Annotated in this window: 19 protein-coding genes and 1 pseudogene; 17 read left to right on the top strand and 3 right to left on the bottom strand. The window is 38.6% G+C overall.

The annotated features are described in order from the left end of the window. The first annotated feature begins 122 nt into the window (after positions 1-122). The 17 genes and pseudogenes from LT143_RS14005 to LT143_RS13925 all read left to right on the top strand — a co-directional run. Positions 123-1,115, top strand: a complete 993-nt coding sequence (locus LT143_RS14005; RefSeq protein ID WP_246943839.1) for a Gfo/Idh/MocA family protein — start codon at positions 123-125, stop codon at positions 1,113-1,115. 75 nt (positions 1,116-1,190) lie between these two features. Next, complete coding sequence (locus LT143_RS14000; protein ID WP_246943838.1) at positions 1,191-2,906, top strand: ABC transporter ATP-binding protein; 1,716 nt, start codon at positions 1,191-1,193, stop codon at positions 2,904-2,906. Positions 2,907-3,028: 122 nt separating this feature from the next. Then, the gene (locus LT143_RS13995) at positions 3,029-3,787 is read left to right on the top strand and encodes a threonine/serine exporter family protein (protein ID WP_336296619.1); all 759 of its coding nucleotides are present in this window, start codon (positions 3,029-3,031) and stop codon (positions 3,785-3,787) included. 18 nt (positions 3,788-3,805) lie between these two features. Then, a complete protein-coding gene (locus tag LT143_RS13990; RefSeq protein ID WP_246943837.1) occupies positions 3,806-4,258 on the top strand; it encodes a threonine/serine exporter family protein in 453 nt (150 codons plus the stop codon). Positions 4,259-4,383: 125 nt separating this feature from the next. Continuing rightward, positions 4,384-5,091, top strand: a complete 708-nt coding sequence (locus LT143_RS13985) for an MBL fold metallo-hydrolase (protein WP_246943836.1) — start codon at positions 4,384-4,386, stop codon at positions 5,089-5,091. Between the two features lie 12 nt (positions 5,092-5,103). Next, on the top strand, positions 5,104-5,667 hold the full coding sequence (locus LT143_RS13980; RefSeq protein WP_246943835.1) for a TetR/AcrR family transcriptional regulator: 564 nt from the start codon (positions 5,104-5,106) through the stop codon (positions 5,665-5,667). Positions 5,668-6,026: 359 nt separating this feature from the next. Next, complete coding sequence (locus tag LT143_RS13975; RefSeq protein WP_246943834.1) at positions 6,027-7,319, top strand: ABC transporter substrate-binding protein; 1,293 nt, start codon at positions 6,027-6,029, stop codon at positions 7,317-7,319. 83 nt (positions 7,320-7,402) lie between these two features. After that, the gene (locus LT143_RS13970; protein ID WP_246943833.1) at positions 7,403-8,257 is read left to right on the top strand and encodes a carbohydrate ABC transporter permease; all 855 of its coding nucleotides are present in this window, start codon (positions 7,403-7,405) and stop codon (positions 8,255-8,257) included. Further along, positions 8,254-9,075 (top strand): carbohydrate ABC transporter permease, encoded by an 822-nt coding sequence (locus LT143_RS13965; RefSeq protein WP_246943832.1) that lies wholly within the window; start codon positions 8,254-8,256, stop codon positions 9,073-9,075. The genes LT143_RS13970 and LT143_RS13965 overlap by 4 nt, the downstream gene beginning before the upstream one ends. 13 nt (positions 9,076-9,088) lie before the next feature. After that, a complete protein-coding gene (locus tag LT143_RS13960) occupies positions 9,089-11,329 on the top strand; it encodes an alpha-galactosidase (RefSeq protein ID WP_246943831.1) in 2,241 nt (746 codons plus the stop codon). 12 nt (positions 11,330-11,341) lie between these two features. Beyond that, positions 11,342-12,520, top strand: a complete 1,179-nt coding sequence (locus LT143_RS13955; RefSeq protein WP_246943830.1) for a galactokinase — start codon at positions 11,342-11,344, stop codon at positions 12,518-12,520. Next, the gene (gene galE, locus LT143_RS13950) at positions 12,517-13,503 is read left to right on the top strand and encodes a UDP-glucose 4-epimerase GalE (RefSeq protein WP_246943829.1); all 987 of its coding nucleotides are present in this window, start codon (positions 12,517-12,519) and stop codon (positions 13,501-13,503) included. The genes LT143_RS13955 and galE overlap by 4 nt, the downstream gene beginning before the upstream one ends. 2 nt (positions 13,504-13,505) lie before the next feature. Then, positions 13,506-15,026 (top strand): UDP-glucose--hexose-1-phosphate uridylyltransferase, encoded by a 1,521-nt coding sequence (galT, locus tag LT143_RS13945; RefSeq protein WP_246943828.1) that lies wholly within the window; start codon positions 13,506-13,508, stop codon positions 15,024-15,026. Continuing rightward, positions 15,023-15,955, top strand: a complete 933-nt coding sequence (locus LT143_RS13940) for an aldose epimerase family protein (protein WP_246943827.1) — start codon at positions 15,023-15,025, stop codon at positions 15,953-15,955. Before galT ends, LT143_RS13940 begins: the two co-directional genes overlap by 4 nt. Next, the gene (locus LT143_RS13935; RefSeq protein WP_246943826.1) at positions 15,956-17,902 is read left to right on the top strand and encodes a beta-galactosidase; all 1,947 of its coding nucleotides are present in this window, start codon (positions 15,956-15,958) and stop codon (positions 17,900-17,902) included. Positions 17,903-18,032: 130 nt separating this feature from the next. Next, positions 18,033-19,043 (top strand): LacI family DNA-binding transcriptional regulator, encoded by a 1,011-nt coding sequence (locus LT143_RS13930; protein WP_246943825.1) that lies wholly within the window; start codon positions 18,033-18,035, stop codon positions 19,041-19,043. Between the two features lie 120 nt (positions 19,044-19,163). After that, positions 19,164-19,381: pseudogene (locus LT143_RS13925) on the top strand (glycerol-3-phosphate responsive antiterminator); the annotation flags it as partial. A 155-nt stretch (positions 19,382-19,536) separates the two neighbouring features. Here LT143_RS13925 and LT143_RS13920 read toward each other — a convergent pair. The 3 genes from LT143_RS13920 to LT143_RS13910 form a co-directional block, all read right to left on the bottom strand. Then, entirely contained in the window at positions 19,537-19,716 is a 180-nt protein-coding gene (locus tag LT143_RS13920) for a hypothetical protein (RefSeq protein WP_246943824.1), read from the bottom strand. Positions 19,717-19,892: 176 nt separating this feature from the next. Next, entirely contained in the window at positions 19,893-20,162 is a 270-nt protein-coding gene (locus LT143_RS13915; protein ID WP_246943823.1) for a creatininase family protein, read from the bottom strand. 69 nt (positions 20,163-20,231) lie between these two features. Further along, a complete protein-coding gene (locus LT143_RS13910) occupies positions 20,232-20,867 on the bottom strand; it encodes a helix-turn-helix transcriptional regulator (RefSeq protein ID WP_246943822.1) in 636 nt (211 codons plus the stop codon). Between the last annotated feature and the right edge of the window lie 436 nt (positions 20,868-21,303).

Raw genomic sequence — 21,303 nt, 5'->3', positions numbered from 1 at the left:
TGTCGGGGGCACACGCTATATCTGGGGTTTTTTATACAATCCAAATTTGACTCACTCAATCTTTGTCACTTTTTTCCTAATCAGATATGATAAAGATATCAAACCTGAGAGGATGAGCGTTCATGATTAACTGGGGAATTTTAAGTACGGCTAATATTGCTCAAAAAGCAGTCATTCCAGCTTTACAACATGCAGCAAATGCGAATGTATATGGAATTGGAAGTAGTAATGAAAAGGTGCAAGAGGTAGCTCAAAAGTTTGATATACCAAATGTGTATGGAAGTTATGAAGAGCTTTTAGATGACCCAAATATTCAAGCGGTGTATATTCCATTACCGAATACTTTACATAAAGAATGGGTGTTGAAGGCAGCAAGTAAAGGCAAGCATGTTCTTTGTGAGAAGCCGGCTGCGTTAACGAGTGAGGATGTTCAGGAAATGGTAGGGGCTTGTGAGCAGCACGGCGTCCTTTTCATGGAAGCGTTCATGTATCAATTTCAGCCACAGCACGCGAGAGTAAAGGAAATCATCGCGAGTGGTGAAATTGGAGACGTGAAGCATTTTAGTAGTACTTTTACATTTAAGCTTAATTTAGAGGATAGCCAAAACATTCGATTAAATGCGGAGCTAGGTGGGGGCAGTGTGTGGGATGTAGGGTGTTATTGCATCCATGCCGCTCGAAACATACTTGGTCAAGAGCCTACTGCGGTATACGTGGATGCTACGATTCATGACCAATATCAAGTGGACACAAGTGCTACCGGTATCCTCACCTTTAACAATGGAGTAACAGCAAGCATTTACTCTGGCTTTGAACAACCTATGAACGATACATATGTAGTGGAAGGAACGAAAGGTAGAATCGCCGTTCCAATGGCGTTTAGACCGGACCGACGTGAGGATGGTCTTGGAGAGATCATGGTGACAACGGAAAAAGGTGAGATTAGAAATGAGACGTTTAGCGGCAATCAATATGTATTAATGGTGGAGCACTTTTCAGATGCAATCTTAAATGGTGGGAAGCCTTCCTATACTGGACAGCAAACTTATAACAATATTAAAACGATCGAGGCTTGCTATGAGTCCATGAGGACGGGGCAGCAAGTAAAGCTTTAATGTCTTGAATAATGCTACCGATGGGCATATAATTCGAATATAAAAAAGTAGTAGTACAGACGGGGGAACAGCTAGATGATTCGGCGATTTTTTACCTATTATAAGCCGCACAAGAAATTATTTATATTGGATTTTAGTTGCGCAGTGTTTGTAGCCATTTTGGAGCTTGGGTTTCCGTTAGCTGTTCAATGGTTTATTGATTCATTATTACCGACTCAAAACTGGTCAGCCGTTGTGTGGGTGAGTGTTGGGTTATTGGTGCTTTATTTAATCAGTACGTTTGCTCAATTTGTCGTGAACTATTGGGGGCATATGCTTGGGATTAATATCGAGACCGATATGCGTCAGCAGTTGTTTCAGCATGTGCAAAGACAATCGTTCCGGTTTTTTGATAATACGAAGACGGGTCATATTATGAGTCGTATTACAAACGACCTTTTTGATCTTGGAGAGCTTGCTCACCATGGTCCAGAGGATTTGTTTATTGCGGTGATGACATTCCTGGGTGCTTTTTGGATTATGTTAACGATTAATGTGAAGTTGGCTTTTGCTTCTATTATCGTGATGCCATTTTTAATTTTATTAATTGTGTATTGTAACTTAAAAATGAACAAAGCTTGGAAGCGAATGTACGGTGATATTGCTGATGTTAATGCTAGAGTTGAGGACAGTGTATCGGGTGTGCGCGTGGTTCAATCTTTTACAAATGAGAAGTTTGAGATTGCAAGATTCTTTAAAAATAACCAACGTTTCCGTCAAGCAAAGTTAAATGCCTATAAGATTATGTCATTTAGTTCTTCTGGTGTTTACATGCTAACTCGATTCATTATTTTACTCGTGTTAGTTTATGGGGCATGGTTAAGCTACACGGGTGAACTGACTTATGGTGAATTAGTAGCGTTCGTTCTATTTATTAATGTTCTGTTACGTCCGATTGATAAAATCAGTGCTTTAATGGAGCTGTATCCGAAAGGGATGGCTGGTTTTAAACGTTTTACAGAGCTGATTGATCAAGAACCAGAGGTTGAGGATGCACCGAATGCGGTTGAGGTGCCGAACCTACGTGGTGATATTAAGTTCCACGATGTGAGCTTCCGTTATGATGAGCATAAGGCTGTGCTTGAGCATATTCATTTAAACATTAGAGCGGGTGAAACAGTGGCATTTGTTGGTCCATCTGGAGCTGGAAAAACAACGATTTGCTCGTTAATTCCACGTTTTTATGATGTAAACGAAGGATCGGTTACGATCGATAACATGGATATTCGAAAAATGACGAAGCATTCGTTACGCTCTCAGATTGGAATTGTTCAGCAGGATGTATTCTTGTTTACGGGAACTCTTCGTGAAAATATTGCTTACGGAATGTTAGGGGCAACAGATGAGCAAATTGCTGATGCAGCAAGGCGTGCTCACTTAGAGGACTTCATTCATTCTTTACCGTTTGGATATGAAACACAAATTGGAGAAAGAGGTTTGAAGCTTTCTGGTGGTCAAAAACAGAGAATTGCGATTGCGAGAATGTTTTTAAAGAATCCTCCAATTTTAATTCTGGATGAAGCAACGTCTGCACTAGATACAGAGACAGAAATGATTATTCAGGTAGCGTTAACGGAGCTGGCAAAGGACCGTACGACACTAGTCATTGCGCACCGACTGGCAACGATTCGAAATGCGGATAAGATTGTTGTCGTAACAGAGGATGGAATTGCCGAAGAAGGAAGCCATGATGAGCTTCTTGAAAAAGGCGGGATCTTTGCGAATTTACACCGCGTACAGTTTTCGAAATAATGGAGAACCCTTGGTCATAACTGGCTAAGGGTTTTTTACACTTTTTATACGTAAAATGGGTGATGTGAAATAAAAGGTATGTTACCTTGTTTTTAGGAGATTCTTCAAAGTAGGTGATAATCGTGAAAACACAAGAACAGCAGAGGCGTTATGATATTATAGATGTTTGTCTTTTAGCGGGAAAGATTATGCTGCAAAGTGGTGCTGAAACGTATCGTGTTGAGGACACGATGGCAAGAATAGCAGCCTCTTTTGGTATTAAGTATTCGGAAAGCTATGTGACACCAACAGGAATTATCTTTTCAACGGGTGGTCCAGAGCCTACTAAACTTGTTAGAATTATGAGCCGTACGACGGATTTACATAAGGTTACGATTGTTAACAGTATTTCTAGAAGAATTAGTAGTGGGGAGTTGACGGTGGATGAAGCTCATGAACAGCTACAGGAAGTAGACCGTTCTAATGAAGCTTTTCCAGTTTGGCTTCAAATTGTATCTGCAGCGATTGCAAGTGGATGTTTTCTCATTATGTTTCTCGGTGGGTGGAATGATTTTATCCCAGCATGTATTGCAGGTGGAGTTGGATTCATCGTTTCTGCTTATATCAATCGTGTCATTGAAATTAAGTTTTTTGCGGAGTTTTCTGCTGCTTTAGTCATTGGTTTATTGGCTCAGTTATTTGTGGTCAGTGGATTAGGACACGAGCTAGATAAGATTATTATCGGCTCAGTAATGCCATTAGTTCCAGGGTTATTAATTACGAATGCCGTTCGTGATTTGATGGCAGGACATCTTGTTTCTGGCATTTCCAAAGGGGCAGAGGCATTTTTAACAGCGACAGCCATTGGCGGTGGAATTTCAATGGTCATTTTATTATTCTAGTGACGGGGAGGAGCTACTATGTGGATTCAACAAGTAATAACAAGCTTTATAGCATCAGCTGCATTTGGCATATTATTTAATGCACCCCGAACTAGTCTCGTAAAATGTGGATTTGTTGGAATGGTCGGGTGGATGATTTATTTTGTTTTAGTTGAATATAAAGTGGATGTGATCATAGCTACGTATGCAGCTGCATTTTTCATCGCATTTATTAGTCAGTTTTTTGCGAGACGTTATAAGACTCCTATTATTATTTTTAGTGTAGCTGGTATTATTCCGCTCGTTCCTGGTGGGTTGGCTTATGATGCGATGAGGAATATTGTATCAAATGAGTACACCTTTGCAATTGAGTCAGCTGTAAAGGTATTCTTAATATCAGGGGCGATTGCAATCGGGCTTGTTTCTTCTGAAGTGGTTAATCAGGTAATTCGGAAAATTCAATATAGACGACAAGAGAAGGTTCAAGGATAGCACCCATTTGCTGTGGGTGTTATTTTTTATGGTAAAAACTTCTTGTAAAAACTAACACCATTAGTTTATTATAAACTATTATAAAACTAATGGTGTTAGTTTTGTAGAGAGAGGAGAGGATTACGATGAAATTGACTCGTGTTGGTTCTATATATCAAATTGCATTTATGCCAAAGATATTTCCTATAAATTGCTACTTTGTTGAGGAAGAGGATGGATTGACGTTAATTGATACAGGTATGAGTTTTTGTGTAAAAGGAATTGTTACGGCTGCTATGGAGATTGGAAAGCCGATTGCGAGAATTGTGTTAACGCATGCACATGATGATCATGTTTTGGGGCTTGATTCGTTGAGAGAGCTTTACCCCGATGTACCTGTTTATCTTTCTAAGCGAGATACTAGATTATTAGATGGAGATCGATCACTGGATGCAGATGAACCGGACAGTCCAATTAAGGGGGGAGTTCCAAAGAATGTGAAGACTCGTCCTGATATTTTGCTAGTAGATGGAGACCAGATTGGTTCCTTAGTAGCAATTTCGACACCAGGGCATACACCAGGTTCAATATCATTTTTTGATATGAGATGTAAAGGGATTATAGCTGGGGATGCTTTTCAAACAAAGGGTGGATTGGCTGTTTCGGGTAAACTTAACTTGTTTTTTCCTTTTCCTGCAATGGCAACATGGAATAAGGAATTGGCGGTGGAAAGTGCTAAGAAGATAAGAGAGTTGAAACCAACATTATTGGCAGTAGGTCATGGAGAAATGATCAAGGACCCAGTTGTGCGGATGGACCGTGCAATAGAAGAAGCGCTGAAGACGATCAAGTAAGGAGTGAATAGAATGTCACCAAGAATGGGATTAACAAAAGAACAAATCATTGAAGTTGCGGTTGAATTAGCAAATAGAGAAGGAATTGAAGCGGTTACGTTGGCGACATTGGCAAAAGGGTTAAACATTAAAACACCTTCACTATATAACCATATTGAAGGATTGGAAGAGTTGAAGAAGCAGCTAGCCTTAACGGGGTTGACTAGATTGTTAGAGAATATGACAGATGCGGTGGTTGGAAAAGTAGGCGATGATGCAGTGCATGCTTTGGCTAATGCTTATGTTCAGTTCTCGAGAGAGAATCCTGGATTGTATGAACTTACTCTAGCAACACCTAATCCAGAGGATGTTGAAATTCAGGAAGCTGGGAAAGGGATTGTTGAACTAGTCATCCAAGTGTTAGAGAATTATAAACTTAAAGATGAAGATGCCATTCATGCAGTTCGAGGCCTACGAAGCCTTCTTCACGGATTTGCCTCCCTCGAACAAAAAGGTGGCTTCGGCCTACCCGTAAATCTAGACAAGAGCCTACACCTCATCATCACCACCTTTTTGGCTGGTCTTCTGCATACATGAATAATTAGAGAGTATTTTAGTACTGTAAAAATTAACTTAATTTTACTTAACATTTTACTAAAAATATGATATAAATTAGTAAAGTAATAGTCAGTTTTATTATTTTAACTAGTAAAACAATGAAATATGTAGAAAAAGATGGAAATTAATCGTCATTTGCTTTGGATATCTTATTGACAACCTAAATTAACTTTACTAAAATTTAATTACAAATGTAAGCGTTTTATACGGAGTTTCCAAACTTTATTTCCACTAAAATTTTACTAAATGTGATAAAAAGCTAGATTAGTTGAATTTTAGCGTTGTGAAGTGTAAGCGCTTTACATGGGTGTTTATTTCAAAAATGAGGGGGAAGAAAGATGAAGAAGTTTTCGTTACTTGTTTTATTACTAGCTTTTTCAATGGTTGTCGCTGCTTGTAGCTCTGACAACGGTGAGGTAGCATCAGATGGGGAAAAAGTAACTTTAACAGCTTGGGCTTGGAACGTTAACGTAGGAGCTTTAAATGAGGCTGCAGAAAAATTCAAAGCAGAAAATCCAAACGTTGAGTTAAAGGTTGAAGACATTGGTCGTCTAGATGTGTATGACAAGCTATCTACTGGTTTAGCTGCTGGTGGTGTAGGACTACCTGATATCGTTCTTGTTGAAGATGACCGCATTCATGGCTATGTCGAAGCATTTCCAAAAGGATTCTTAAATCTAACTGAAAAAGGTTTCGATGAGAATGAAGCGTTATTCCCACAATTTAAGAAGGATTTATCAACTGTTGATGGTAGCTTCTACGCAATGCCATTTGATGCAGGTCCTGGTGGAATGTTCTACCGACGTGACTTATTTGAAAAAGCTGGTGTAAATCCAGATGAAATCGAAACGTGGGATCAATTCTTAGAAGCTGGTAAGAAAATTAAGGATGCAACTGGTTCTTATGCAATGCCACTTGATAAGTTCAAGGATGACCCAACTTTCCGTATGATGTTAAACCAATTAGGTGTGTTCTACTTTGATGCTGAAGGAAACATTGACTTAACAAACCCTAAGGCTGTTCAAGCGATGGATACATTAAAGAAGTTTGATGATGCTGAATTAATTAAAGATGTTGACGGATGGAACGGTGTTGTTTCAGCAACTGTTGATGGTTCAGTAGCAACCATTCCATTTGGTGCATGGTACTACGGTACAATTATCGACCAAGCGAAAGATTCCAAGGGGAACTGGGGAGTATTTTTATTACCTGCCTTTGAAGAAGGTGGAAACCGTGCTTCAAACCTTGGTGGTAGTAGTTGGATGATTCCTGCTGCATCTGAAAATGCTGATACTGCATATGATTTCCTTGAGTATTTCACAACAGATACTGATGTTCAATTGATGGCAATGGAAAGTTACGGATTATTCCCTTCATTAAACACGACTTATGACACAGATGTATTCACAGGTGATGTAGAATTCTTCGGTGGCCAACCGATTTGGAAGCTATTTGCTGATGAAATGAAGGATATCCCTACAGTTAACTTTACAAACGATTACTCAATGGCATTAGATGAGTCGATTAAAGCTCAGGCTGATGTATTTAATGGTAAAGATGTAAAACAAGCTTTACAAGAAGCAGCCGACCGCTTAAAGGATCGTACTGAGCGCGAAGTGAATTCTCACTAATATGTAAAAAAATGAAAGGGAGAGTAGAAATTTTCTATCTCCCTTTCATTATAAAAATTATGTCAAAAGAGACGAGGTTGGACATGAAAGTAAAAGCATATATCCCCTACCTATTTATTGCTCCTGCAGTTCTTTTATTCTCTGTATTTATGGTCTATCCGATCATAAGCTCCCTTATTTTAAGTTTCCAGTCTAGTGAAGGCGGAGTAATGGTATTTACAGGTTTAGAAAATTATCAAAAACTCTTTAAAGATCAAATTTTCTTAACAGCACTGAAAAATACCTTTGTCATTATGATTATTCAAGTTCCAATCATGCTATTTATTGCGATTGTACTTGCAACTTGTTTAAATTCAGCTTTATTAAAGCTAAGAGGTTTGTTCCGAGTATCATTTTTCCTGCCAGCTGTAACATCACTGGTTGCTTATTCCATTATTTTTTCAATCATGTTAATGAGTGATGGAGTAATCAATCAAATGTTAACAGGCTTAGGATGGGATTCCATACCTTGGCTATCACACCCTGTATGGGCAAAGGCTGCATTAATTATTGCGATGACGTGGAGATGGGTCGGTTATAACATGGTGATTTATTTAGCTGCACTTCAAAATATTCCTGATGAATTATATGAAGCAGCTAGTATGGATGGGGCAGGTAAAATAAGACAGTTCTTCTCCATTACCATTCCACAGCTAAAACCGGTGATTTTATTTACAGGTATTTTATCAACGATTGGTACACTGCAGCTATTTGATGAGCCGTTTACCTTAACAAAGGGTGGTCCAAGTGATGCAACGCTAACAATAGGGATGTATTTATATCAAACTGGATTTAGATATTTTGACTTCGGGTATGCATCGACGATTGCATATGTCATCGTGGTGTTAATTGGGATCTTAACCTATATTCAATTTAAAGTGACAGGTGATGATAAATGATGAATAAACCACTGCGTAAAAGCTTTCTATACTTGTTCATGGTTGTTGGTGCGATTGTCTCCTTATTCCCATTTTACTGGGCAATGATTGGGGCAACAAACGAGAGTGGTTCGATGTTCTCAAAGCCTCCAGTACTTGTTCCTGGTGATCAGTTAATCGTAAATATAACAAATCTAAATGAATCGATTGGAATAGGAAGGGTTCTATTTAACTCTTTATTCGTTTCAACTACTTATACAATTATTGCATTATTTGTTAGTACATTAGCAGCCTATGCATTTGCAAAATTTAGATTTAGAGGAAGAAATCTCATCTTTACTATTTTCTTAATTTCAATGATGGTCCCGTACCATGCAACAATCATTCCATTATTTAAAATGATGGCATCACTGGGTTGGCTAAACACGTATCAAGCACTGATCTTGCCAAACCTTGCGTATCCATTTGCCATATTCTTGATGCGACAAAACCTGTTAGCTTTCCCAGATTCGTTAATCGAAGCGGGAAGAATTGATGGAGCTGGAGAATGGAAAATATTCTTTAGAATCGTTTTACCTTCGATGAAGCCAGCTTTAGCAGCCACAGCTATTTTCTTATTTATGTTTCAATGGAATAACTTCTTATGGCCATTAATCGCAGTATCTTCTACAGATATGTATACATTCCCGGTTGCACTATCAAGCTTATTCGGATTATCCCGTATTGATTATGGTCAGGTAATGGCTGGGGTTACAATTGCGACTGTACCAATAATTATTTTCTTCTTAGCACTGCAACGTCAGTTTATTTCTGGAATGCTTGGAAGTGCTGTGAAGTAGAGGAGTGTAGAACATGCCAATCCATCTAAATGAGGAATTAAAACAGTTCCATTTGCAATCAAAAGACAGCAGTTACATCTTTACGGTTCTTCGTAATGGGCAATTGGGACAACTATACTATGGAAAAAGAATTGAACAAGCTGAAAGCTTTTCACACCTTTTAGTGATACCAAATGAACCAATCGGAAATGCTACGTTCCCTTTTGAGGGAGATGACACCTTCTCATTAGAGGCAATTAAACAGGAATTTCCTTCTTATGGAACAACTGATTTTAGAGAGCCTGCTTTGCATTTATGGCAAGAGGATGGTAGCAGAATCACGAATTTCGTCTATGAGTCTTACAAACTAATGAAAGGGAAGCCGGGACTAACAGGCCTTCCTGCAACCTATGTTGAACATGAGGATGAGGCTCACACCCTATGTATTACCTTGAAGGACGAGAAGCTTGCATCTGAAATAGATCTTTTATATACAGTTTATGAGCAAGAGAATGTCATTACGAGAAGTGCGCAAATACGAAACAATGGAAAACAAGATATCAATATTGAACGTTTTTTAAGTGCTGTAATAGACTTACCTACGTCTGAGTATGAAATGTGTCACCTAGATGGGGCATGGATTAGAGAACGTCATGTTACAAATAGATTGTTAGCTCGAGGAGTGCAATATATTGATAGTAAGAGAGGAACAAGCAGCTCGCAGCATAACCCATTTCTAGTCCTGAAGGCACCACACACGACCGAACATAGTGGTGAGGTGTATGGATTTAGCCTCATTTATAGCGGAAATTTCCTAGCTGGAGTAGAAGTGGATCATTATGATACAGCTCGTGTTTTTATGGGGATTAATCCGTTTGACTTCAGGTGGAATTTAAGACAAGGACAGACGTTTCAAGCACCTGAAGTGGTGATGGTTTATTCAGATGAAGGCTTAAATAAAATGAGTCAAACTTACCACCGTTTATATCGTACTCGTTTAGCGAGAGGAGAATGGCGGGATAAAGAACGTCCGGTTTTAATCAATAACTGGGAGGCCACTTATTTTCAATTTAATGAAGAAAAACTACTTGCTATAGGAGATGCAGGAAAGGAACTCGGAATTGATTTATTTGTTTTAGATGACGGATGGTTTGAAGGACGTAATAATGATCGAACTTCACTAGGTGATTGGTTTGTAGATTTATCTAAACTACCAAATGGTTTAGAAAAGCTAGCGTCGGAATTTAATAAGAGGGGTCTATCTTTTGGCCTTTGGTTTGAACCAGAAATGATTTCTGAAAAAAGTAAGTTATATGAAATGCATCCGGATTGGGTGCTTAATATGCCCGGGCGATTGAGGTCGCATGGACGTCACCAGTTTATTCTAGACCTTACTAGAAAAGAGGTTCGTGACTATATTTATGAAAGAGTAGCGGCAATTTTATCCTCTACAAATATTACCTATGTAAAATGGGATATGAACCGTAATATGACAGAAATTGGGTCCGTGGCATGGGGCTCAAAACATCAAGGAGAAATTGCCCATCGGTATATTTTGGGTTTATATGAACTGCTGGATCGGATTACTACTGGTTTTCCGCACGTCTTATTTGAGTCATGTGCAAGTGGAGGGAATCGTTTTGATCCAGGCATGCTTTATTACATGCCTCAAGCATGGGCAAGTGATAACACAGATGCAATCGAACGATTAAAAATACAATATGGTACATCATACGTTTATCCATTATCGTCAATCGGAGCTCATGTATCAGCGATTCCGAATCATCAGGTAGGGAGAACAGTCCCTCTTCATACGAGGTTTGCTGTAGCTATGTTTGGTGTATTTGGGTACGAATTGGATGCAACAAAGTTTACTGAGGAAGAAAAGGAAATTATTAAGTGCGATATTGCATTCTATAAAGAAAATAGAAAGCTACTTCAACAGGGTACTTTTTATCGGTTAAAAAGTCCTTTTGAACAAAACGATGTAGCGTGGATGGTTATATCTGAGGATCAAAACGAAGTGATCTTAGGTTATTATCGAATACTAGCAAAACCGAATCCAGGATTTGAACGAGTTCGTTTAAAAGGCTTATCTACTGATAAGAAGTATGAGATTAAAGGGATGAACTTAACCCTAGGCGGGGATGAGTTAATGAATGCTGGATTTATACTTCCGCCGTTTTATACAGGAACGGTTCAGACAGCAAAAACTAACAAAGAGGCAGTAGGAGATTTTCAAGGGATGTATTGGAAATTGGAGGCACTTAATTAAGGGGAGATCGGAATGGAACAGTTATTACACAATTTTACAAGCATATATGGTGGTTCAATAGACGATCTGCGTTTATTTTTTGCACCAGGAAGAGTTAACTTAATTGGAGAGCATACTGATTACAATGGGGGACACGTCCTTCCTTGCGCTCTTCAAATTGGTACTTATTTAGTGATTAGACAGCGTGAGGACAACAAGATAAACCTATACTCTAAAAATTTTGAAGAGGTTGGTACCATCTCAGTTACTCTAGAAAACCTGTCCTATAATAAAGAACATGATTGGGCGAACTATCCAAAAGGGATTATTGCGGAGATGAACAAAAGTCAATCTTTTACACAAGGATTTGATGCTATGTTCTTTGGAGATATCCCAAATGGTGCAGGGCTATCCTCTTCAGCATCCATTGAACTTGTAACAGCTGTCATGGTGAACGAGGTTTATCAGTTAAATGTAGATAGAATCCCACTTGTTAAGCTAAGTCAAAAGGTAGAAAATCAATATATTGGTGTAAACTGCGGCATTATGGACCAATTTGCAATTGGTATGGGGAAAGAAGATCAGGCAATTCTTCTAAACTGTGATACGCTCGATTATCAATACCTTCCAATGGAGCTGCAAAATAATTCAATTGTAATTGCCAACACAAATAAAATGCGAGGTCTTGCTGACTCTGCTTATAATGAGCGAAGAGCTACCTGTGATGGAGCTTTGCAAAAGCTTCAAGCTAAGCTAAGTATTTCTTCACTGGGTGAATTATCTCTAGCACAATTTGAAGAGTACAAAGAACTTCTTTCAGATGAGGAAATACTTCGAGTTCGACATGCTGTGTCAGAAAATGAGAGAACTCTTAAAGCGGTTACTGTATTAAAAGCTGGAGATTTAACGCAGTTCGGTGAATTAATGAAAGCATCACACCTATCTTTACGAGATGACTATGAAGTATCATGCATGGAGCTGGATACTCTTGTAGAAGCTGCGTGGAAGCATGAAGGAACAATTGGGGCGAGAATGACGGGTGCAGGCTTTGGCGGATGTACGGTTAATATCGTTAATAATGAACACATTGATTCATTTATCGAACAGGTTGGTACGGCCTACAAAGAGAAAGTAGGATATGAGGCAAGTTTCTATGTAGTAGGTGTAGGTTGCGGAGCCAAGGAGCTAAATAGAAAGGAGCAAATTCAATGATTTTAGTATGCGGAGGCGCAGGCTATATCGGTAGCCATGCTGTAGTTAAACTCATTGAAAAGGGGGAAGAGGTGGTTGTCGTTGATAACTTACAAACAGGACATCGAGCTGCCATTCACCCTGATGCTCATTTTTGCATGGGAGATATTCGGGACCGAGAGTTTTTGAAAAATGTTTTCCAACAATACGATATTGATACGGTCATTCATTTTGCAGCTAATTCCTTAGTTGGTGAAAGTATGCAAAATCCTCTTAAGTATTACGATAATAACGTATATGGTACACAAGTTTTACTAGAAATCATGAGTGAATACGGTGTAAAGAAAATTGTATTCTCATCTACCGCAGCTGTATATGGAGAGCCTAAAACGTTTCCAATTACAGAGGAAGAACCAACCACTCCTACGAACACTTATGGAGAAACAAAACTAACAATTGAAAAGATGATGAATTGGGTAGAGACCGCAAATGGAACACGCTATGTTTCACTTCGTTATTTCAATGTAGCTGGTGCGTATGGGAAAGAATTAGGCGAAGATCACATGCCGGAAACGCATTTAATTCCACTTGTATTACAAGTCCCACTTGGAAAACGCGAATCCATCGCCATATTTGGTGAGGACTATGCTACACCGGATGGTACATGTATTCGTGATTATATTCACGTACTAGATCTAATCGATGCACACTTATTGGCAGTTGATTACTTAAGACAAGGAAATGAAAGTCAAATATTTAATTTAGGGAACGGTAACGGTTTTTCTGTTAAAGAAATCATTGAATCATGCAAAAGAGTAACCGATCATGACATTCCAGTTTTATTGGAAGAAAGAAGAGCAGGTGACCCTGCCAAATTAGTTGCTTCTTCAGAGAAAGCGAAGCAAGTCCTTGGGTGGAAACCGGTATATAAAAATATTGACGAAATTGTCACTTCAGCCTGGGAATGGCATCAGCAAAATCCGAATGGATATAGAGGTGAATAGTGATGAAGGAACAGCCTTATTATGCATTGAATGAGCTTATCAAATACGGTTTAGAGCAAAAATTGCTACAAAAAGAAGATCGTATATATGTTCAAAACCGCTTACTAGCGACTCTTGGCTTAGATGAGTGGAAAGAGGCAGGGATCGTTGAAGTAAAGAGTTATTCATCTCCTCATCTAATTCTAGAAAAAATAGTAGATTGGGCATATGAAGCAGGAGTCATTGAGCATAACACAACCACAGAACGTGACTTATTAGATGCCACTTTAATGAACTGCTTACTCCCTCGTCCATCCGAGCTAATTCGTGAATTTTCAAACCTATATACGAAACATCCTAAAAAAGCGACTGATCGATATTATCAAGTAAGCACAGCCTCTAATTACATTCGGATGGATCGTATTGAAAAAAACCTGAAATGGCAAACCGAGACAGAATACGGAAAAATCGATATTACAATAAATCTATCTAAACCTGAAAAGGATCCAAAGGAAATAGCGAAGTTAAAAGAGCTTCCTCAAACGAACTATCCAACTTGTTTGCTTTGTGCGGAAAACGAAGGATACCAAGGGACATTGCGTCACCCTGCTAGAGCAAATCACCGTATCATTCCGATTACCTTACATGAGGAAGATTGGTTTTTACAATACTCTCCTTATGTTTATTACAATGAACATAGCATCGTGTTTCGTGCAGAGCATCTACCCATGAAGATTTCACGTGATACGTTTAGTAGACTGCTTGATTTTGTTGAGAAGTTTCCACACTACTTTGTGGGTTCTAATGCTGACCTTCCCATCGTTGGCGGCTCCATCTTGAGTCATGATCATTTCCAAGGTGGTCACTATACATTCCCAATTGAACGAGCAGCTACTTTAAGAACGTATACATTATCACAATTTCCAAGCTGTGAAGTTCATCTTGTCCATTGGCCTATGTCTGTTCTACGTGTAAGAGGAAATAAGGAAGATGTACTAAACGCGACAACGTATATTTGGTCAAAATGGCTTTCCTATAATGATGAAGCAGCTGAAGTCTTGGCTAATACGAATGATACGCCACATAATACGATAACACCAATAGCTAGACGCTCTGGTGAACGATATGAAATGGATATCGTGCTTAGAAATAATAGAACCAATGAGGAGCATCCAGACGGGATCTTCCACCCTCATCAAGAGCTTCATCATATTAAAAAGGAAAACATCGGGCTAATTGAAGTAATGGGACTTGCTGTTTTGCCAGGTCGGTTAAAAGAAGAACTCAAGCAAATAGAGTCTTATCTTGAGAAGCCTGTTGAACAAAATGAATGGCCAGAACACCTTATAAAGCATTGGGATTGGTACCAGGATCTTAAGCAAGCTTATAGTAACAATACTTGTTCTCCAACAGCATTCCTGCAGGAGGAAGTGGGGAAAAGGTTCTCGACTGTTCTAGAGCATGCAGGTGTATTTAAGCAGGATGATCAAGGAATAAAAGCGTTTGAACGATTTATTACCTATTTACAGGAGTTAAGCGAATGAAAGAAAGCATGTATAAAGGCATAAAGAGTATTGTACTCGAAAATGAATGGATCATAGCTACATTCCTACCTGATTACGGAAGTAAGCTTGCTTCATTTATTGATAAAGTAACGAATGAGGAACGTCTATTTCAATCAGCAGAGGAAAGTCTGACTATTCCACCATACGGGGCAGATTTCTCAAAATTTGACTCCAGCGGTTTTGACGAGGTGTTTCCAAGCATTGATCAATGCTTGTACCCTGTGAGTGGAGAAGTTGTACCTGACCATGGTGAGGTTTGGGCAATGCCATGGAACTATGAGATAGAAGACCAGTCCATCATGTTCTCAGTGGAAAGTCAGGTATTTCCGTATACGTTAGAAAAGAAAGCTTACTTAGATGGAAATCGTTTATGTTTAGAATATAAAGTAATCAATCGAAGCAAGAATGAATTTTACTTTATATGGACCCCGCATGCTTTACTTCGTTGTAATGAAGCAACCAAGATAGTTCTACCATCTGCTTTAAACGAAGTCATGTCGGTTGAGCATGGAACAGAGCATCTTGGTGAATGGGGTACAAGGCATTCTTATCCTGTTACCCAATCCCTAAAAACGGGTCAGCTATTAGATTTATCTAAAATGGAGCCGGTAACTGCTAATAATTGTGAAAAGTTTTACTTCACAAATAAGCTTCAAGAGGGGAAATGTGGAATTATCCAGGAGGATACAAACCGGACCCTTACTTACTATTACCCAGCAGATAAAATTCCGTACTTAGGGATCTGGAAGACACAGGGTGGATATAGAGGAGATTACAACTTGGCGTTAGAGCCATGTACAGGTGTATATGACAGTGTCTATGTAGCAAAATCAATTCGTAAAGTTTCCACAGTAGAAGGTAATGGAACATTTAATTGGTGGTTTCATATTGAAGTAGGAGGAAAGTAAATGTATATCGGAGTAGATTATTATCCTGAGCATTGGCCGAAAGATATGATGGATCAGGACTTACAAGGAATTAAAGGACTTGGCTCCAATATGATTCGTATTGGGGAGTTTGCTTGGCATTTAATGGAGCCAAAAGAAGGGGAGTTTGACTTTTCCTTCTTTGACGAGGTAATCAAAAAGGCAAAAGAACAAGGCTTATATGTCATGTTCGGTACACCAACTGCTACTTTCCCTGCATGGCTTGCAGCAAAGTATCCTTCTATCCTATCAGAGGATGAAAGTGGGAATGTCCGTGTATTTGGTGGTAGAAGACAATACTGCTTTAACTCAGATGTTTATAGAAAGTATAGTGCCCAAATTACTGAAAAACTTCTCAATCATTATCGAGATGAAGAAGCTATCGTTGCCTGGCAAATTGATAATGAATTTGGTCATGAGGGTAGTGACATGTGCTATTGTGAAAAATGTCATAATGCCTTCCAGCATTTTTTAGCAAAAAAATATGAATCTATTGACCAATTAAATGAAACATACGGAACGATTTTCTGGGGTCAAACATATAATGATTTCTCTGAAATCCCGGTTCCTAAGAAGACAATCACAACACATAATCCTTCTCTACAATTAGACTGGGCAAGATTTCGTTCACACTCAGTAAATAGTTATGCTCATGAACAAACACAAATTGTCAGATCCTTAAAAGGTGAGCACCAGCTCGTAACAACAAATGTATCGGGTGGTTTCTTTCATAAATGGTTTGATCATGAAGAAAACGTAAAGTTAATGGATTTCGTTTCTTATGACAACTATCCAGTGTGGGGAGGATTAGCAGAGCCGATTCCACCAGCAGCGATCGCCATGACTCATGACTTCAACCGCGGTTTACTAGGAAAAAACTACTGGATTGTTGAAGAATTAATGGGCGCACAAGGGCATAACATCATTGGATATTTACCTCGTCCTAATCAAGCGAAAATGTGGTCATATCAAGCATTTGCACATGGATGTACAGATCTCCTTTATTTTAGATGGCGAGGGATGACAAAAGGTGCGGAGCAATTCTGTTATGGTGTTGTTGACCATGACAATAAATATGGAAGAAAGTATAAGGAAGTGCAGTCTGTTTTTACTGACATCGTCCAGTATGAAAATGTATTACAGTCACCTATTGCTGCAGAAGTAGCAGCTCTTTATGATTATGATAATATTTGGTCATGGCGCTTCCAGCAACAAAGTGCTGACTTTGATTTTACAAATGAGCTGTTAAGGCTTTATACACCATTCTTTAAGCTAAATACACCGATTGATGTAATCTCAACGAATAGAGATTTTTCAACTTATAAAGTATTGCTAGTTCCAGCCTTACAAATCATAGACAGAGACTTAGGTGAAAAGCTAACGGAATTTGCAGCTAATGGTGGTACAATTATATTTAGTTTTAGAGCAGGTCTAAAAGATAAAACGAACAACGTCCACTTTAAATTAACGAGCCCTGGATATATAGCAGAAGCTTGCGGTATTGAAATCAGTGAAATTGAAGCTCTTTCATCAGGGCAGTATGTTCCATTAAAGGGCGTGGGTTCAAAAGAAGGAAAAACTGCAACCTGCGGTGTTTGGAGAGACATCCTCACACCAACTACAGCAGAAGTCCTTTATAAATATGAGGATCCTTTTTACCCTGAAGCGGCTATCACTAAAAATGACTACATGGAAGGTACCGTGTACTATGTAGGTAATGGGGCAGATGAGTCTGTTTTAACGGATATAGCCCGAGATGTTTTAACAAATAATAACATGACATTTATAGAGTCTCCAGATGGAGTTGAGGTTGTAAAGCGTACAACAACTGAAGGTGAGTTCTTATTTTTAATGAACCATACAGCTGAAGATCAAGTATTTGAAAAGTTTGCATTAAAACCGTATGAAAGCAAAGTTGTCAGGTTGTAAGAAAGCGAAGGAACGAAACTATAGTATAACGAGGTACTAGACTTGCTTTAAGCTTATGACAAGTACCTTCCTAAGTGTAGTGCCTAGCTTGAATAAAACTCACGTAAATAAAGAGAAAGGGTGTCAAGCTATGGCTACACTAAAGGATATCGCATCTAAAGCAGGCGTTTCAGTAGCAACTGTATCAAGAGTGTTAAACTATGACGAAACCTTATCTGTATCGGATGAGACTAGAAAAAAGATACTTGAAATTGCACAGCTTTTAAACTACAAGACATTACGAGCACGAAACGGAGTACAGCAAAAAGAAACTCTGCGATTTGGCTTAATCCATTGGTATTCAGAAGTGCAAGAGTTAGAAGATCCGTATTATCTTGGCATACGTACAGGTGTGGAACGGGAATGTTTTCAGCGTAAAATAGAACTAGTCAAGCTATTTAAGCAATCAAACTCTCTTCAAATTGACTGGTTAAAAGAATTAGATGGTATTATCGCCATTGGAAAATTTTCGACAGAAGATATCGCTACATTTACATCCTGTACCGAGAATATTGTATTTGTTGATTCTTCACCAGATGAGCTTAATTATGATTCTGTTGTCGTGGATCTCAGAAAGTCGATGATTGAGGTCATTGAGCATTTACTTTCACAAGGACATAAAGAAATTGGCTATATTGGTGGAGTTGAATATGTTGGTGAAAATCAGCAGTTGCGAGATGAGCGGGATGTAACTTTTTATGAATATTTAAAGCTTAGGGACTTATATAACAAAGATTTCGTATTTTCGGGGAGGTTTTTAGCAGAGGATGGCTATGCTCTAATGAAGGAGGCGATCACTAAAGGGAAACTACCGACGGCGTTTATTATAGGTAGTGATTCAATGGCAATCGGTGGACTTCGTGCATTACACGAGGCTTCTATTAAAATACCAGAAGACATTTCTGTTATTAGCTTTAATGATATTGCCACTTCAAAGTTTGTCCAACCGCCACTCTCTACAGTTAAAATCTATACGGAATTCATGGGAGAAACCTCTGTTGATTTACTTGTAGATCGTGCGGAAACAAATCGAAGCCTCCCAAAGAAGGTAGTCATTCCTTCGCATTTAGTCATTCGTGAAAGCAGTCAAGCATTAAAATAGGCTATCATCCTCTCATTTTGAAAGGAAATAATCTGTATTAAAAGAAATTAATAGGTTTTCAAAAGCGTGTAGTAGCTATCCAGAGTTCCTAATAAATTCTGTTGCAAGAGAAAAAGCTACAGCTTATTGGAAAAATCAGAGCCTGACTATATAGAAGTATTACCTGCTGTGATGCCTCACATTATAAAGAGGTACTTGACCGATTCGGGCTTCCGATTATTGCAGGGGGACTTATTCGTTTGGTAGAAGATATTGAAAATGCAATTAAGTCTGGGGCTATTGCTGTAACAACTACACATAGGGAATTTATCTTTAATGGTTATGGAGTGAAAGGTTGATTAAGGAACAAACAGCTTTAGAGCCTCAACGCCAATGTGCCAGGTCCCCCGATGCTTTACAGTGCTAATGAAAATCTCTATTAACACCCTTCACCATTTCATCAGAAAAAAGGTTTAGGAAGTATTGGCCCCATTCTGCTTTTGCTTGTCTTGGATCACCTAAGATCTGTTAAGACCTCGTCTGTCATTGGATCGACGTATCCAGGGATTGCTTTCTCCATGTTCATTTGGTCCGGGGCAATGTGAAGCGTAACAGAGTTTTCCATGGCGTCGCCGTGTCCGCAGCTTCCTTCAACCAGACCATACTTCTTTTCAAACTGTGTCATGAGACCCATTAACTGCATAAGTGTTAGTCCACTACAAATTGCATGACAGGATGTGTGTCTTTTAGGCTTTGAATGATCTTTTCATTTTCCGCAAAGTTACCTCCGTGTGAGGAGAAGATGAGTACTTTTTTAAAACTATGCTTTTTGTAGCATGTGACATTATACTCGATGATTCCGCGGTATACCTAAGGACGTAAGGTTAAACTTCCAGCCTTCGGAATGTGATGCTGTGACAGGTCAGGGCGAATTACTGGAGCAAGTAGGGCATTTCCGAGCTTCTTTGCAACTAGCAGTCCGACTGCCTGACCAATCAGTGTATCCGACAATTTAGATAAATGATAGCCATGCTGCTCGACTGAGGTGGTACAAATAATAACAGTATCCATTCCAGAATCAATTATTTCTCTAATCAATGGCCAGGGCATTCGTTCAAGCAAATATTCTTCGTTTCCCAATGAGGTCTCCTCCGAAATAATTAATGTTTTTTCCTAAGCAAAACGGGGACAGAAATGTGGCCCCGAATGTTAACTTTTTTCAATATAGCTATACAAAGTATATTTTGATATGTTCAACAGCTCTGCCACTTTTTGGACAGCGCCTTTGATTAAAAAGAGGCCTTTGTTATCAAGGTATCGTACAAACTCCTCCCGTTCTTGCTTATCCATTAGAGAAACTGGTTTTCCAATCACGACAACCGCTTCATCAATTAATTGGTCTTGTAGAACATTAATGTCAGGAGCGAATTTCTCATCTTTTTGTTCAATTGGTGCAAAAGATACAAGATTATCAATAACTTGCCTTGCCACCTGCAGGTATACGGTTTCAATATTAATACATAAGCAGCCGATGACCTGCTGGTTTTCATCTCTTATAAACATAGAACTAGATTTGATGGTTCCATGTTTAGAAATATTAGCATCGTTAATGAAGTCATCATTACTCATCTCTTTCTTGATGTTTGCAAGGTGATTTGTAATCGGGGAACCGACTTTTCTTCCAGTCACATGTCCGTTAAATATGGCAACGATGGATGAGGGGTGAACTGTGCAATCATGAAGAACAACCTCGCAAAACTCTCCAAAGGTTTTTGCGATTCCTTCTGCAATTGGTATAAATGATTGAAGTAAAGGATGAATGGCTTTATTGTTTTGAATCGTCATTTAACTCTCTTCCCATCTACTTGAATATGAAAATACAATCTATCATTAAATCAACCGGTTCTTTTCTCCGCAAGTAACTCTAAAGTTAACCCTATCCCCTTTAAGACTATTCTCTATGGCATTGTGTTCTTCTTATAAGAGATTATTCTCACACCGAAAAATAGAATTAAGTTTATAGCTGTATTATATTACTAAAAATTCTTAAAATTCAATAAATTGTTTTTGCAAAAAAAACTTTGTGTAACCTATTAAGTAAGATAGGAGATCAATTTTCTATTCGACCATATATCAAAGTTGTATTTTTTCAACAATGCAAGTAATGCATACGATTCTTCGTTCCAAAAAATAAGGAATTTTCATATACAAAAAATTGTAAAGGATACAAAAAATTAAGAAAAACGGTTGACGTTGGGTAAAAATGTATATAGAATTGCTA

The sequence above is a fragment of the Bacillus pinisoli genome (assembly GCF_023036475.1).
GTDB classification, from domain to species: Bacteria; Bacillota; Bacilli; order Bacillales; family SA4; genus Bacillus_BS; species Bacillus_BS pinisoli.
Note: the sequence above shows the minus strand (reverse complement) of the source record. Positions and strands in the feature narration are given on the sequence as shown.

Excerpts from the sequence above, each read along its gene's own strand:
- LT143_RS13965 (WP_246943832.1), top strand. The coding sequence starts at position 8,254 with ATGATGAATAAACCACTGCGTAAAAGCTTTCTATACTTGTTCATGGTT.
- LT143_RS13930 (WP_246943825.1), top strand. The coding sequence starts at position 18,033 with ATGGCTACACTAAAGGATATCGCATCTAAAGCAGGCGTTTCAGTAGCA.
- galT (WP_246943828.1), top strand. The coding sequence starts at position 13,506 with ATGAAGGAACAGCCTTATTATGCATTGAATGAGCTTATCAAATACGGT.
- LT143_RS13970 (WP_246943833.1), top strand. The coding sequence starts at position 7,403 with ATGAAAGTAAAAGCATATATCCCCTACCTATTTATTGCTCCTGCAGTT.
- LT143_RS13935 (WP_246943826.1), top strand. The coding sequence starts at position 15,956 with ATGTATATCGGAGTAGATTATTATCCTGAGCATTGGCCGAAAGATATG.
- LT143_RS13980 (WP_246943835.1), top strand. The coding sequence starts at position 5,104 with ATGTCACCAAGAATGGGATTAACAAAAGAACAAATCATTGAAGTTGCG.
- LT143_RS13990 (WP_246943837.1), top strand. The coding sequence starts at position 3,806 with ATGTGGATTCAACAAGTAATAACAAGCTTTATAGCATCAGCTGCATTT.
- LT143_RS13960 (WP_246943831.1), top strand. The coding sequence starts at position 9,089 with ATGCCAATCCATCTAAATGAGGAATTAAAACAGTTCCATTTGCAATCA.
- galE (WP_246943829.1), top strand. The coding sequence starts at position 12,517 with ATGATTTTAGTATGCGGAGGCGCAGGCTATATCGGTAGCCATGCTGTA.
- LT143_RS13940 (WP_246943827.1), top strand. The coding sequence starts at position 15,023 with ATGAAAGAAAGCATGTATAAAGGCATAAAGAGTATTGTACTCGAAAAT.
- LT143_RS13955 (WP_246943830.1), top strand. The coding sequence starts at position 11,342 with ATGGAACAGTTATTACACAATTTTACAAGCATATATGGTGGTTCAATA.
- LT143_RS13985 (WP_246943836.1), top strand. The coding sequence starts at position 4,384 with ATGAAATTGACTCGTGTTGGTTCTATATATCAAATTGCATTTATGCCA.
- LT143_RS13920 (WP_246943824.1), bottom strand. The coding sequence starts at position 19,716 with ATGGGTCTCATGACACAGTTTGAAAAGAAGTATGGTCTGGTTGAAGGA.
- LT143_RS13910 (WP_246943822.1), bottom strand. The coding sequence starts at position 20,867 with ATGACGATTCAAAACAATAAAGCCATTCATCCTTTACTTCAATCATTT.
- LT143_RS13975 (WP_246943834.1), top strand. The coding sequence starts at position 6,027 with ATGAAGAAGTTTTCGTTACTTGTTTTATTACTAGCTTTTTCAATGGTT.
- LT143_RS14005 (WP_246943839.1), top strand. The coding sequence starts at position 123 with ATGATTAACTGGGGAATTTTAAGTACGGCTAATATTGCTCAAAAAGCA.
- LT143_RS14000 (WP_246943838.1), top strand. The coding sequence starts at position 1,191 with ATGATTCGGCGATTTTTTACCTATTATAAGCCGCACAAGAAATTATTT.